A 13077-nucleotide genomic window follows, 5' to 3' on the forward strand; every position below is an offset into this window, starting at 1 on the left:
CCCCACAGGGCCCCGACCTGCACGGATGACCGGATCCCGGTCGGCATCACCCTCGCTCCGGCCCCCTATGCACTGCGTGTATACCTCGTGTGTATAGTCAGCCGCATGACCTCCCCTGCCACCCTGCTCTCCGCCCGCGGGCTGACCAAGGCCTTCGGCCCCACCCAGGCCCTCACCGACGCCTCGGTCACCGTCGAGGCCGGTGAGATCCTCGCCGTGATGGGCCCCTCGGGCTCCGGCAAGTCCACCCTGCTGCACTGCCTGGCCGGGATCACCCGCCCCGACGCCGGCTCGGTCAGCCACCGGGGCCGCCAGCTCACCGACTGCGGCGATGCCGAGCTGAGCGAGCTGCGCCGCACCGAGTTCGGCTTCCTGTTCCAGTTCGGCCAGCTGGTCCCGGAGTTGAGCTGCCTGGAGAACGTCGCCCTGCCGCTGCGGCTGAACGGCGTGCGCCGCGCGGCGGCCGAGCAGGAGGCGGCCGAGTGGCTGGACCGCCTCCAGGTCGCCGAGCTGGCGGCCAAGCGGCCCGGCGAGGTCTCCGGCGGGCAGGGCCAACGGGTGGGCGTGGCAAGGGCGCTGATCACCCGTCCGTCGGTGGTCTTCGCCGACGAGCCGACCGGCGCGCTGGACTCGCTCAACGGCGAGCGGGTGATGTCGCTGCTGGCCTCTGCCGCCAAGGAGACCGGCGCCGCCGTGGTGCTGGTCACCCACGAGCCCCGGGTGGCCGCGTACGCCGACCGTGAGATCGTCGTCCGGGACGGCCGCACCACCGACCTGGAGACCGCCGCATGAGCACCACCACCGGACGTCTGCGCGCCCCCGCGCAGCTGGCGCTCGGCGCCCGGCTGGCGCTGGGCAGCGGACGGGAGGGCTGGGGCCGCCTGCTGATGACCGCCGCCGGGGTCGCCATCGGCGTGGCGCTGCTGCTCTTCACCGCCTCCTTTCCCGGCATCGTCGACCACCGGAACGCGCGGCTGTACGTCCAGAACGACACCTTCGGGGACGACGGGATCGCCGCCCCCACCGACCGCAGCGTGCTCCTCGCGGTGGCCGACACCACCTTCGACGGTGAGCCCGTCCGGGGCCGGGTGGTGCGCCGCGAAGGCGCCCGTGCCGCCCTCCCCCCGGGCCTGGCCGCGTTCCCGGAACCGGGCCGGATGGCCGTCTCGCCCGCCCTCGCCCGGCTGCTCGCCGAGCCCGGCAACGAGCTGCTCCGGGAGCGGCTGCCCTACCCGGTGACCGGCACCGTCGGCCCGGACGGCCTGCTCGGCCCCGGCCAGTACTCCTTCGTGCTCGGCTCCGACGCGCTGACCGTGGACGGCGGCGCCCTGCGGGTCGAGCGGTACGGGTACTCGGCCCCGGCCAAGGCGATGGACTCCCGGCTGGTGCTGCTCAACGCGGTCGGCCTGATCGTGATGCTCGCCCCGGTCGGCGTCTTCCTGGCCGCCGCCGCCCGCTTCGGCGGCGAGCGCCGGGACCGCCGGCTGGCCGCGCTCCGGCTGGCCGGGGCGGACCGGCGGATGACCGCCTGGTTCGCGGCCGGCGAGTCGCTGGTCGGCTCGGCGCTCGGGCTCGTCCTCGGCCTGGCGCTCTTCCTGATCGGCCGTCAGCTGCTGGAGCAGGTCACCGTGGCCGGCTTCAGCTTCTTCGCCGGCGACGTCTCCCCGCACCCGGCGATCGCCCTCGCCGTCGCCCTGGCGGTACCCGCGCTCGCGGTGCTGGTCACGCTGGTCGCGATGCGCCGGGTGACGGTGGATCCGCTGGGCGTGGTCCGGCGCTCCGGGCGCGAGCGGCGGCGGATCTGGTGGCGGCTGGCGCTGGCGGCCCTCGGCCTGCTGGTGGCCCTCGGCGCGATGGCGCTGCCCGGCCCCGGGGGGCCCGGCTTCGCCGACGCGGACGGCCTGCTGAACCCGGTGCACGGCACCTTCGGATCGCTGCTGGTCTCCGTCGGCGTGCTGCTGGTGCTGCTGGCGGTCTGCACGCTGCTCCCCTGGCTGGTCGAGGCGCTCATCCACCGGGCCGGCGGGGGCCCGCTCTCCTGGCAGTTGGCGGTCCGCCGGCTCCAGCTGAGCGCCGGCCCGGCGGCCACCGCGGTCAGCGGCGTGGTGGTCACGGTCGCCGGGGCGATCGCGCTCCAGACCCTGTTCTTCGGGGTCAGCGGTGCCTACTCGGTGCGGCAGCCGGACGCCGCGGGCGCCCGGTACCGGTACAGCGTGGAGTTCCCCGGCGGCGGCACCCGTTCGCTCGAACTGGCCGACCGGCTGGCCCGCTCCACCGGCGTGGCCCGCACCACCGGGTTCACCGACTTCCTGCTCAGCGGCCCGCCCGGCCGGGAGTGGGACGGCGGTGAGGTCCGGATCGCCGACTGCACGGTGCTGGCCGAGTTCGCGGTGCTGACCTCCTGTCAGGACGGCGACGCCTTCCTGACCGGCCCGACCGGGATCGGGCGGGCGCCCGGCGAGGTGCTGCGGGCCGGAGACCGGGTCCGGGCGCTGGGCCACCGGGGCGGCGAGGCACCCGAGTGGACCGTCCCGCCCATTACCGCCACCGTGCCGAGCCGGCCGGGCGTCGACCCGACCGCCCTGTACAGCCCGGGCGGCACCCTGCTGCTCACCCCGCGCGCGGCCCCCGAGGGGGTGCTGCGCGGCCACCCCGCGACCGTCCTGGTCTCCATGGACGAGGCGGTGGCCGACCCGGTGGCCCGCCTGACCACCGACGCCATGGTGATCTCCCCGCAGGCCCGCACCCGCACCCCGCTGACGGCCGAGCGGGACCACACCTACCTGGCCGTCACGCGGGTGCTCACCGCCGGGGCCGGGCTGACCCTGCTGCTGGTCGCGGTCAGCCTGCTGGTCGGCCAGCTGGAACGGCTGCGCGAGCAGCGCCGCATCCTCGGCGTGCTCTACGCCTTCGGCACCCGGCGCCGGGTGCTGGCCGCCTCGGTGCTCTGGCAGACCGCCGTCCCGATGGCGCTCGGCCTGGCGCTGGCCGCCCTCGCCGGGCTGGGCACGGGCGCACTGCTCCAGTTCACCGCCGGGCTGGAGTTCCTGATGGACTGGGGCTCCATGCTGGCCCTGACCGCCTGCGCGGCGGGCGCGGTCCTGCTGGCCACGGCAGCCGGCCTGCCGCCCCTCCTCAAGCTGCTCCGCCCGGACGCCCTGCGGCACGAGTAGGCGCCGGGGGCGCAAGGACGTACGTGGTTACACCGGGGGCGCGAGGAACTGCGCGAGTCCGGAAGGCGGCCCACCTGCAACTGAGGCTCCGTCAGCCAGTTGCAGGTGCTGCCGTTCCCCTGCGCGCAGTTCCTCGCGCCCCTGCGGGGCGCTCACGCGGGGCGCCCAGGCGAGGGTCAGGCCTCCAGGTCGAGCAATTCGTCGAGGGTCTGGCGGCGGCGGATCAGCCGGGCCTCGTCGCCGTCGACGAGCACCTCGGGGATCAGCGGGCGGGTGTTGTAGGTGGAGGACATGCTCGCCCCGTAGGCCCCGGTGTCGTGGAAGACGGCCAGGTCCCCCACCTCGACCCGGGGCAGCGGAACGGCGAGCACGTCCCCACCGGGGGCCTGGGTGAAGACGTCGCCTGACTCGCAGAGCGGACCGGCCAGCACCGTGTCCACCGGCGGGGTGGTCAGCGGCGCGCCGCCGCGGATCGCGCTGACCCGGTGGGCGCTGCCGTACATCGCGGGCCGCATCAGGTCGTTGAACCCCGCGTCCACCAGGACGAAGTGGTTGGAGCCGACCGGCTTGTGGGCCCGCACCTCGGCTGCCAGCACCCCGGAGTTGGCCACCAGGAAGCGGCCCGGCTCGATCTCCAGCCGGACGGGGTGGCCGAGTTCGGCGGCCAGCTCCCGCCGGGCCGCGTCCCAGATCCGGAAGTACCGCTCGGTGTCCACCTCCGGCTCGCCCGGCGCGTACGGCACCGAGAGCCCGCCTCCCGCCGAGATCGCCCGGACGTCCCGCCCGGCCAGCCGGACCTGCTTGACCATGGTCTCGCAGACCGCCTCCAGGTGGCCGTAGTCCACTCCGGAGCCGATGTGCATGTGGAAGCCGGTCAGGTCCAGCCCGTGACGGTCCACCAGCTCCAGCGCCTCGGCCAGGTGCTCGTGCCAGATGCCGTGCTTGCTCTGCTCCCCGCCGGTGTTGGTCTTGCGGCTGTGGCCGTGCCCGAAGCCGGGGTTGATCCGTATCCAGACCCGGTGGCCCGGGGAGGCCTGGCCCAGCTGGTCGAGCATCTGGGGGGAGCCGACGTTGACCGGCACACCCAGCTCGACCACCCGGCGCAGGGTGGTCCGGTCCAGCAGGTCGGCGGTGAACACCACCGGCTCGTCCTCGCCCTGCGGCTGGTAGCCGGCCCGCAGCGCGCGCTCCAGCTCGCCGAGCGAGACCGCGTCCACCGCCACTCCCTGTTCCCGCATCAGCCGCAGCAGGTGGGTGTTGGAACTGGCCTTCTGGGCGTACCGGATGGTGTCGAAGCCGCGGAGCTTGGCGATCTGGCCCCGGATGGTCTCCGCGTCGTAGATCCAGACCGGGGTGCCGTGCTCCTCGGCGACGGCGGCGATCCGGTCGGCGGCGAGGACCGTCTGGGCGGGGCGGGCAGGGCTGGACATCGCGGGCTCCCGGAAGGCGAGGTGGTGCCCGATCCTGCTCGATCGGCCGGGGCGGCCGCAGAGCTGTCCACCAGGTGAACCGCCTTTCGGACGGTGGATCTTGGAAGACTCCGGAGCCCGGCGGAGTTGGGGTGTGCATGCGAGAGATCTGTGTGATCGGCGGGAGCCGGTACTTCGGCCGGCGGGTGGTGGAGCTACTCCGGGACGGCGGCGCCCGGGTGACCCTGGTGAACCGGGGGTCGGCCGAGGCCCCGCCCGGGGTGCGGCACGTGCGGGCCGACCGGGACGACGAGGCCGCGCTGGCCTCGGCGCTGGGGGACGCGAGCTTCGACGTGGTGCTGGACCAGGTGCTCTACCGGCCCGAGCAGGCCGAGGTGGCGCTGCGGGTCTTCGGCGGCCGGGCCGGCCGGTACCTGGTGACCTCCACCTGCGAGGTCTACGACCACGTCCGCGGCGTGCCCGGGAAGCCGCTGGGGGAAGGCGAGTTCGACGCCGCGGCCTGGCCGGGCGCGGAGCCCGTCGGCGACGGCTACGCCGAGGGCAAGCGGCGGGCCGAGGCGGTGCTGGCCCGGCAGGACGGGCTGCCGTACGCGGCGGTGCGCACGGCGCACGTGCTGGGCGGCGGCGCGGCCGACTTCACCGGGCGGCTGGCGCACTACGCGGAGCGGATGCGCGCGGGCGAGGCGATCACCGTGCACCGCCCGGCCGCCCCGGCCACCTTCGCCGAGTACGGCGAGATCGCCCGCTTCCTGGTCTGGGCCGCGGAGCAGGACTTCACCGGCCCGGTGAACGCCTGCTCCACCGGCGAGGTGGACGTGCGCGAGCTCTGCGCCCTGCTGGAGCGCCACGGACTGCCCGCCGCCCGCTTCGCGGAGGGCCCCGAGCCCTCGCCGTTCTCCTTCGGGCACTACTACGGGATGGACAACTCCCGGGCCCGCGAGCTCGGTTACACGTTCTCCCGACTGGACGACTGGCTGCCCCGGGTGGTCGGCGAGGCGGTCTGAACGGCCGGGGCCCGACCCCCCACGGGCCGGGCCCCGGCCTCGGGCCGCCCCCTCGGCCCCACCGAGGAGGCGGCCCTGGCATCAGGGCAGGTACGCGATGCCCAGCTTGGTGATCTGCCAGCGCTGCTCGGCCGCGCCGGTGGAGGAGGCGAGTTCGACCACCCGGTTGCCCTGGGCGTCCTTGGCGGTGGAGAGCGCCATCACCTTGGACTGGTCGACGGGCGAGGCGAGTTCGTAGCCCCCGGCGGCCGCCGGGCGCATCAGCCAGCGCTGGTTGTCACCGCCGTGGCAGGCCCACTGGAGCAGCCGGGTGCCGGGGGCGGTGGAGCCGCCGGCGGCGTCCAGGCACATGGACTCGTTGCCGCTGAAGGTGAGCGAGAAGCCGCCGGCCGGGCGGGAGTTGAGGACGAAGGACTGGTTCAGCCCGCCGGTCGGCTTGTAGCCGATGGCTGCCCGTCCGTTGGTGGAGTCGCCGTAGGTGCCGCCGCCGGCGAAGTCCAGCACCTGCCCGGTGGCCAGGTTGGTGAGCTGGTACCAGGAGCCGGCCTCGGGCTTGTCGGGGAAGGGCCTGCCGGGGGTCAGCGGCTGGATCGAGGTGGTGTTCTGCGGGTTGAGGGTGCAGAACGCCTCGGGGAGCTCCGGCCGTTGGTAGAACTGACCGAGGCAGACGCCCTCGCCGCGGTAGCCCGCCACCCGCAGGTGGTAGGACTGCCGCACCATGTTCATGCAGACGCCCGGGATGCCGATCTCGTGGTCGCAGCCGTTGCGGTCCCGCTCGGAGAGGTCGATCACGTCGCCGTTGGTGTACTCGTACGGCGAGCTGCTCCAGCCCGCGCACACCTCGTGGCCGTAGGAGACCCGGCGCTGGTCCAGGTAGCGCACGCCCGGCACGCGCGAGGCGGCCTCGCGCAGTGCGTCGCTGAGCGTGGGCACCACCCAGTTGTGGCCCCAGGCCAGGTCCTCGGGGAAGGCCGGACAGCCGTCGGCCACCTTGCCGACGTAGTCGTTGCGCCGGATGTCCGGGGTGATCGGGGTGAAGTAGGACTGGTACACCAACTGGTAGGCGGAGTCGGCGTATCCGGCGGCCCGCATGGTGTTGCGCACGCTGGTGAGCGCGGCCACCACCTTGGGCTTGACCCGCTCGGCCCGGGCGGTGATCGCCTCGCTGCCGATGGTGTCCCGGCAGCCCTTGTCCTTGGGGATCGGGAAGTACTGCTCCAGGCAGCTCATCATGATCCCGCTGAAGTCGAAGTCGTCGTTGGCGCCGATCGTGACGACCACCATCTTGACGTCGTACTGGGCGGCGGTGCGGGCGAGTTGGACGTCCTGCTTCTCCTCCCCGAAGTCCCCGCTGCCGGGGCCGGTGACCTTGGCCAGCTCGGGGTCGCTGACCAGGTCGCCGGTCTGGGCGCCGGAGCAGGCCAGGTTCACCGGCGTGACGCCGGGGATGTCGGTGACGAAGATCTCCGACTTCCCGTGCCGGTGGCAGTAGTTGGTGGGGGTGTCGGTGCCGGGGGTGTAGGCGTCGTTGGTGTCCGTCCCGGCGCCCTCCCCGGAGATGGCGCTGTCGCCGAGGGCGACGATGGCGGCCGGCTTGGCAGTGACGGGCGCGGCGGTGGCGGTGGGGACGCCGGCGGCGAGGGAGAGCAGCAGCCCGGCCGCGGCCAGCAGGGCCGTTCCCGGTGAGGTACGTGGTGAGCTGAGCACGCGTGACTCCTGGAGGGTGGGGGACCGGAGTTGGTGCGTGGTGCGCGGGCCCGGAAAAGGTGAGCCCGGCTCACATGCTAGGTACTGACCGGTAACGCAACAAGCCTCGTGCAGCGGGTGATTGAACGACGCGGAGCCGCCGCCCACCGCCTCAGGAGGGGAGGCGGGGACGGCGGCTCGGGTACGGCGGAATCGACCGAGAGGCGACCGACGCGCGCGGCGTCAGGCGCTGTTCGGGTACAACTCAGCTGCTACGCGGCTGAATTCAGCCGACGTTCGCGCAGGAGTTGCCGAACGACGGGTTCAGGGCGCCGATCACGTTGACCGAGTTGCCGCAGAGGTTGACCGGAACGTGAACCGGGACCTGGACGGAGTTGCCGGAGATGACACCGGGGGAACCCGCGGTGACGCCCTCGGCGGAGCTGCTCGCCATCGCGGTGCCCGCACCGGCCGCAACGATGCCAACGACAGCGGCGCCGACGGTGGCGACCTTCTTGACGCTCATGTGAGTCTCCTCGTAGATCAGTTCTTCCAGGTGCCGTACCAACAGCGGACGAGCATGGAAGCGCACGGGCGTGCGTCGACTCCAACGAGCCCTGGCCGTACGGGTTGCGCACCCCCGGCCACATTCACCCGCTTGCAGCAGCGGTGCCATTCGGGTGATCTCCCGCACCGCTCGGATCCGCCCGTTTCCCTCCGCGCACTGCGTCGTTCTTCCTGGCGAAACAGGCTCCACACCGAAGCATCGAACCACCGCAAGAAATGGGACTCGCACCATGCGCAAGCTCGCCTACGGCACCCTCGGCACCGCCGCCACCGCGGCCCTGCTGCTGAGCGGCGCCGCTGCCGCCGCCGCCCACGGCCACGGTCACGGCCACACCAGCGGCGCGTCGGCCGAGGCCGTCGTGGCCGGCTCGCCCGGTGTGCTCTCCGGCAACAACGTCCAGGTCCCGATCCACATCCCGGTCAACCTGTGCGGCAACACCGTCGACGTGGTCGGCCTGCTCAACCCGGCCTTCGGCAACTCCTGCCTGAACGCCTGAGACTGACGCCGAGTCAGTCCGATGACTTCCAGGTGGGGCAATTCGAACCCTCCTGGGCGCGCCGCGATTGCGTCCGGTTCTCGACCGTGCGAGAACTGATGACGGGGGCGGCGTGAACGAAGCGGCCGCGCGGAACCGCCCAAGCCACGGGCGACGCACAGGACTTGGGCCGCTATTGCGACACCACACGGTACACCCCCAGTTCTCGGGCGACATTCCCGCTCGCCCGCTCAAACGGAGGATTTCCCATGCGTAGCTTCAAGAAGGCTGCTGTCCTTTCCGTCGCCGCGGCCGGCCTGGTGCTCGGCTCCGCCGGTGGCGCGTTCGCCAGCTCCGAGGCCGAGGCCGTCGTGGCCGGCTCCCCGGGCGTGCTCTCGGGCAACAACGTCCAGGTGCCGATCCACATCCCGGTCAACGTCTGCGGCAACACCGTGAACGTGATCGCCCTGCTGAACCCGGCCTTCGGCAACTCCTGCGCCAACGTCGGCTGACCCAGCCGCACCTGACGCAGCACCACCCGCTGGGCACCCGGCCTCCGCGCCGGGTGCCCGGCACCCTTCCCTGATCGAGGAGATCACCCCATGCAGAACGTCAAGAAGGCCGCCGCCGTCGCGGGTGCCGTCGTCGGCATCGTCGCCGCGGGTGCCGGCACCGCCGTCGCCGGTGCCTCCGCCGAGGGCGTCACCGCCGGTTCCCCCGGCGTCGGCTCCGGCAACTCCATCCAGGTTCCGGTGCACATCCCGGTCAACGTCTGCGGCAACTCCGTGAACGTGGTCGGCCTGCTGAACCCGGCCTTCGGCAACTCCTGCGCCAACGTCGACGCCCCGCCGATGCCCGAGGAGGACTGCTGATCACCCTCCAGGTGACCAGCGGTACCCCGTGCGCGTGCAGCCCCCCGGTCCGCCGATCGGGGGGCTTCGCGCCGTCCAGGCCCTGACCCGCCCCCTGCCGCACCCCACACCGCCGCACCCTGCCCTGCCCTGCCCTGCCCTGCCCTGCTGAGGAGTCGAACCCCATGCTCTCCCGCCACCTCCCCGCCGCCGCCCTCGGTCTGCTCGCGGCCGGCTTCCTGCTCTCCTCCCCCGCCGCCGCGGCCGGGCTCACCCCGCCGGTGGGCGGCCTGCAGCCGATCGACGCCGCCGCCGGCCTGGAGGGCGCCACCGGCGGGCTCGGCCACGGCCTCAGCCCGGCCAAGACCCTCCGGCTCGACCCGTGGGCCGGCTCCTCCGCCGACCTGTTGAACAACGGGCTCTCGCTGGAGCCCGACAACGGCCTGGCCCCGGTCGGCACCGCCCCGCTCACCCAGCCGCTGAGCCAGGGCGGCGGCACCAAGGACCTGCCGCTGGTGGGCGGGGTCATCGACCAGCTGCCCGGCTGAACGGACGCGCACGCGGAAGGAGCCCGGCACCTCGGGGGTGCCGGGCTCCTCGCCGTACCGGGCCGGTCAGCCCTGGGCCAGCACCTCGCGGACGGTGCCGGCGGTGGTGCCGGTCAGGTCGGAGAGCGAGTCGCTGACCGAGAGCTTCTCCTCGCCCTTGCCCAGGCTGGCCTTGGCACCCGGGATGGCCTGCACCGGGTTGGTGATCAGCTGCGGGTCGAGCTCGCCGGCGCTCAGCACGTCGTCCACCGGGGTGGCCGCGTTGCCCTGGGCCCACTCGAAGGGGTGACCGAGGGTCAGGTCCGGGCCCTGCGCGTTCAGCGGGGCCGCCGGGGCGTCCAGCGCGACGTCGCCCAGGTCGGTGGAGCGGTCCGCGGTGGGCAGCGGCAGCGCGGCCTGCAGGCGCGGCCCGATCCGGCCGACCTCGAGGCCCGGCACGACCCGCTCGGGGATCAGCTGGCCACCGGGCGCCTCGTCCGGCTTCGGCGGCATCACCAGCGAGGTGGGCACCCCGCCCGAGATGTGGCCGTCCCCGGGGAAGATCGGGAGGTGCTCGCTCACCGTCTCCAGCGGGATGTTGAAGGGGACCTCCTCGGTGGCCAACTGGTCTTCCATCGCCGCGACCTGACCGGCCGTCATCGGCTCGGTGTGGGCAGGAGCCGCCACGGCCGCCGCCTGACCCGTGAGCACACCGGAGCCGACCGCCAGCAGCAGCGCGCCGGCCGCGCGCTTGGAGAGCTTCATGCTGTTCACCGTTCTGTCATATGAAGGGCCCATCGGCCTGATTCGGCCGGCCTGGGAAATCAATCCCTTCAACGAGCAATCCGGGAGCGGGATAGCGAGCGTTGACCGGTTCGGCCTAATAATCCGACCGGACACAGAGGATCTTGACTGACCGTTGGTGAATCCCCGAGATTCCGCGTAACTTTCCCGCCGCTCGCTCTTTGATCCCGTTGTCGCAGCCAGGACGGCGGTCGGAGGCAATCCCCCCGGACGGGCCGGCAACCGATGGTGATTCATCAAGAGAGGTATCTCCACCATGCTCCAGAAGACTTTCGCGGCAGTCGGCCTGGCCGCCGCCGCCATGGCCGCCGGTACCGTCCCGGCCTCCGCGATCGGCAACGCGGACGGCGGGGCGGCCGGCCTCTCCGGCCACGGCGGCACCAACGCCACGGGAACCTGGGGCGACCACAGCCCGAACTTCCACGTGCTCGACAACCCGAACATCTGCCTGCCCGAGGTGCACAACATCGCGGTCGGCGTTCTGGGCGTCGCGGTGCCGGTCGAGGTCGACGCCCTGAGCAACCAGCCGAAGCAGACCTGCGTGGTCGGCCCCGGCACCCAGGGCAGCGGCGACGGCGGCGTCTCGCACCTGGTCGGCTGACCTCTCGCCGGCCCGGCCCCGCTACCCGGGGCCGACCAGTACCACCCGTTCCACCACACCCATCAAGTCCGAAAAGGAACAGAACAATGATCAAGAAGGCCCTCGCCGCTGTCGGCGTTGCCACCGCCGGCCTGGCCATGACCGCCGCCCCCGCCATGGCGATCGGCGACGCTGACGGTTCCGCCGTCGGCGTCTCCGGCAACGGTGGCACCAACGCGACCGGCACCCACGGCGACCACTCCCCGAACTTCCACACCCTCGACAACCCGAACCTCTGCCTGCCGGAGGTCCACAACATCGCCGTCGCCGTCATCGGTGTCGCGGTGCCGATCGAGGCGGACGTCCTCAACAACGAGCCGAAGCAGACCTGCAACGTCGGCCCCGCCACCCAGGGCTCGGGCGACGGTGGCGTCAGCCACCTGATCGGCTGATCAACCGGGTAAGGCCGACCGCCGGGTTCGGGGGACTCCCCCCGGGCCCGGCGGTTTTCCGTTCCCCCGCGACCCCGGCCACTCGTTGGAGTGCGGTTCCTTCGGGTGGCCGGTGGGCGGCCCTGGCGCGTGCTGCGCCGCGGCCGTCCGATTCTGTGATCACGTGTAGTCACACTGCTGTCACGCAGAGAGGGAAACCATGAAGAGCATCCTGGGCAAGGCCGCGCTCACCGCGATCTCCACCCTGGCCCTGGCCGGCGTCTCGGCCCCCGCCTACGCGCACGTCGAGGCTCACGGCGGCGCCCAGTTCGCCGCCACCGCGAGCGAGCCGTTCCTGGCCGCCGAGCAGTGGGGCCACGCCGAGACCAGCCACATCGAGGCCTGCTTCGAGCAGTGGTTCGTGGCCGGCGACGACTGGGCCGCCGGTGGCGGCGAGGGCCACGCCGAGATCCACTGACACCACGTCAGCACGAGGGCGCGGCACCCGTCCCCGGGTGCCGCGCCCTTGGCGTGCGTCACTTGAGGAGGCGCGCCGCCTCGGTGGCCCAGTAGGTGAGGACCTGCCCGGCGCCGGCCCGGCGGATCGAGGTGAGGGTCTCCAGGATCATCCGCTCGCGGTCCACCCAGCCGTTGGCCGCGGCCGCCTCGACCATCGAGTACTCGCCGGAGACCTGGTACGCGGCGACCGGCACCGGCGAGGCGTCGGCCACCTGGCGCAGCACGTCCAGGTACGCCATCGCGGGCTTCACCATCACCAGGTCGGCGCCCTCGGCGACGTCCTGCTCCAGCTCGCGCAGCGACTCCCGGGCGTTGGCCGGGTCCTGCTGGTAGGTCTTGCGGTCGCCCTTGAGCGAGGAGCCGACGGCCTCGCGGAACGGGCCGTAGAACGCCGAGGCGTACTTGGCGGTGTAGGCCAGGATGCCGGTGGACTGGTACCCGTTGGCGTCCAGGGCCTTGCGGATGACGCCGATCTGACCGTCCATCATCCCGGACGGGCCGACCAGGTGGACCCCGGCCTCGGCCTGGACCAGGGCCATCTCCTCGTACCGCTTCAGGGTGGCGTCGTTGTCCACGCCGCCGTCCGCGCCCAGCACCCCGCAGTGCCCGTGGTCGGTGAACTCGTCCAGGCACAGGTCCGACATCACCACCAGGTCGTCCCCGACCTCGGCCACCACGTCCCGGATCGCCTGCTGCAGGATCCCGTCCGGGTTGGTGCCCTCGCTGCCGGTGGCGTCCTGCACCAGCGGCACGCCGAACAGCATGATCCCGCCGACGCCCGCCTCCACCGCCTCGGCGGCGGCCCGCTTCAGCGTCTCCCGGGTGTGCTGCACCACCCCGGGCATCGAGCTCACCGGCCGCGGCTCGGTGATCCCCTCCCGCACGAACGCGGGCAGGATCAGCTCGGCCGGGTGCAGCCTGGTCTCCGCGACCAGCCGCCGCATCGCGGGGCTCTGCCGCAGACGGCGCGGACGGACGTACGGGAACTCAGCGGACAACGGATATCCCTTCTCGGTGATGCCGGGGGCG

15 protein-coding genes are annotated in these 13077 nt (G+C 73.0%); 10 read left to right on the top strand and 5 right to left on the bottom strand.

Features of this window, described 5'->3' with window-relative positions; translation table 11 throughout:
• Positions 1 to 105: 105 nt before the first annotated feature.
• Both ACWCYY_RS29490 and ACWCYY_RS29495 read left to right on the top strand, forming a co-directional pair.
• Entirely contained in the window at positions 106 to 792 is a 687-nt protein-coding gene (locus ACWCYY_RS29490; protein ID WP_345289289.1) for an ABC transporter ATP-binding protein, read from the top strand.
• Positions 789 to 3173 (top strand): FtsX-like permease family protein, encoded by a 2385-nt coding sequence (locus tag ACWCYY_RS29495; protein WP_449797766.1) that lies wholly within the window; start codon positions 789 to 791, stop codon positions 3171 to 3173. Before ACWCYY_RS29490 ends, ACWCYY_RS29495 begins: the two co-directional genes overlap by 4 nt.
• Positions 3174 to 3349: 176 nt before the next feature.
• Here the strand turns inward: ACWCYY_RS29495 and lysA are convergent, their stop codons facing one another.
• A complete protein-coding gene (lysA, locus tag ACWCYY_RS29500) occupies positions 3350 to 4603 on the bottom strand; it encodes a diaminopimelate decarboxylase (protein WP_449797767.1) in 1254 nt (417 codons plus the stop codon).
• 137 nt (positions 4604 to 4740) lie between these two features.
• Here lysA and ACWCYY_RS29505 point away from each other — a divergent pair, with 137 nt between their 5' ends.
• Complete coding sequence (locus tag ACWCYY_RS29505; protein WP_449797768.1) at positions 4741 to 5607, top strand: NAD-dependent epimerase/dehydratase family protein; 867 nt, start codon at positions 4741 to 4743, stop codon at positions 5605 to 5607.
• Positions 5608 to 5688: 81 nt separating this feature from the next.
• Here the strand turns inward: ACWCYY_RS29505 and ACWCYY_RS29510 are convergent, their stop codons facing one another.
• Together ACWCYY_RS29510 and ACWCYY_RS29515 are read right to left on the bottom strand one after the other, a co-directional pair.
• Positions 5689 to 7314, bottom strand: a complete 1626-nt coding sequence (locus tag ACWCYY_RS29510) for an RICIN domain-containing protein (protein WP_345289285.1) — start codon at positions 7312 to 7314, stop codon at positions 5689 to 5691.
• A gap of 265 nt (positions 7315 to 7579) precedes the next feature.
• Positions 7580 to 7819, bottom strand: a complete 240-nt coding sequence (locus tag ACWCYY_RS29515) for a chaplin (RefSeq protein ID WP_345289284.1) — start codon at positions 7817 to 7819, stop codon at positions 7580 to 7582.
• A gap of 271 nt (positions 7820 to 8090) precedes the next feature.
• Here ACWCYY_RS29515 and ACWCYY_RS29520 point away from each other — a divergent pair, with 271 nt between their 5' ends.
• The 4 genes from ACWCYY_RS29520 to ACWCYY_RS29535 all read left to right on the top strand — a co-directional run bounded on the left by ACWCYY_RS29520 (position 8091) and on the right by ACWCYY_RS29535 (position 9735).
• Entirely contained in the window at positions 8091 to 8357 is a 267-nt protein-coding gene (locus ACWCYY_RS29520; RefSeq protein WP_345289282.1) for a chaplin, read from the top strand.
• Positions 8358 to 8605: 248 nt separating this feature from the next.
• On the top strand, positions 8606 to 8848 hold the full coding sequence (locus tag ACWCYY_RS29525; RefSeq protein ID WP_345289281.1) for a chaplin: 243 nt from the start codon (positions 8606 to 8608) through the stop codon (positions 8846 to 8848).
• A 90-nt stretch (positions 8849 to 8938) separates the two neighbouring features.
• Entirely contained in the window at positions 8939 to 9208 is a 270-nt protein-coding gene (locus tag ACWCYY_RS29530; RefSeq protein WP_345289280.1) for a chaplin, read from the top strand.
• A 164-nt stretch (positions 9209 to 9372) separates the two neighbouring features.
• A complete protein-coding gene (locus ACWCYY_RS29535; protein WP_345289278.1) occupies positions 9373 to 9735 on the top strand; it encodes a hypothetical protein in 363 nt (120 codons plus the stop codon).
• Between the two features lie 66 nt (positions 9736 to 9801).
• On the opposite strand, the gene ACWCYY_RS29540 is transcribed toward ACWCYY_RS29535, so the two are convergent.
• Positions 9802 to 10479, bottom strand: coding sequence for a hypothetical protein (locus tag ACWCYY_RS29540; RefSeq protein WP_380149574.1), 678 nt, complete (start codon positions 10477 to 10479; stop codon positions 9802 to 9804).
• 295 nt (positions 10480 to 10774) lie between these two features.
• Between ACWCYY_RS29540 and ACWCYY_RS29545 the strand changes: the two genes are divergently transcribed.
• The 3 genes from ACWCYY_RS29545 (at position 10775) to ACWCYY_RS29555 (ending at position 12007) form a co-directional block, all read left to right on the top strand.
• Positions 10775 to 11119, top strand: a complete 345-nt coding sequence (locus tag ACWCYY_RS29545) for a rodlet layer protein (protein WP_345289276.1) — start codon at positions 10775 to 10777, stop codon at positions 11117 to 11119.
• A gap of 86 nt (positions 11120 to 11205) precedes the next feature.
• Positions 11206 to 11550, top strand: coding sequence for a rodlet layer protein (locus tag ACWCYY_RS29550; RefSeq protein WP_345289275.1), 345 nt, complete (start codon positions 11206 to 11208; stop codon positions 11548 to 11550).
• 199 nt (positions 11551 to 11749) lie between these two features.
• The gene (locus ACWCYY_RS29555; RefSeq protein WP_449797769.1) at positions 11750 to 12007 is read left to right on the top strand and encodes a hypothetical protein; all 258 of its coding nucleotides are present in this window, start codon (positions 11750 to 11752) and stop codon (positions 12005 to 12007) included.
• A 58-nt stretch (positions 12008 to 12065) separates the two neighbouring features.
• On the opposite strand, the gene hemB is transcribed toward ACWCYY_RS29555, so the two are convergent.
• The gene (hemB, locus tag ACWCYY_RS29560) at positions 12066 to 13046 is read right to left on the bottom strand and encodes a porphobilinogen synthase (protein ID WP_345289273.1); all 981 of its coding nucleotides are present in this window, start codon (positions 13044 to 13046) and stop codon (positions 12066 to 12068) included.
• Positions 13047 to 13077 lie beyond the last annotated feature (31 nt).

This window comes from Kitasatospora sp. NPDC001664 (assembly GCF_053596675.1).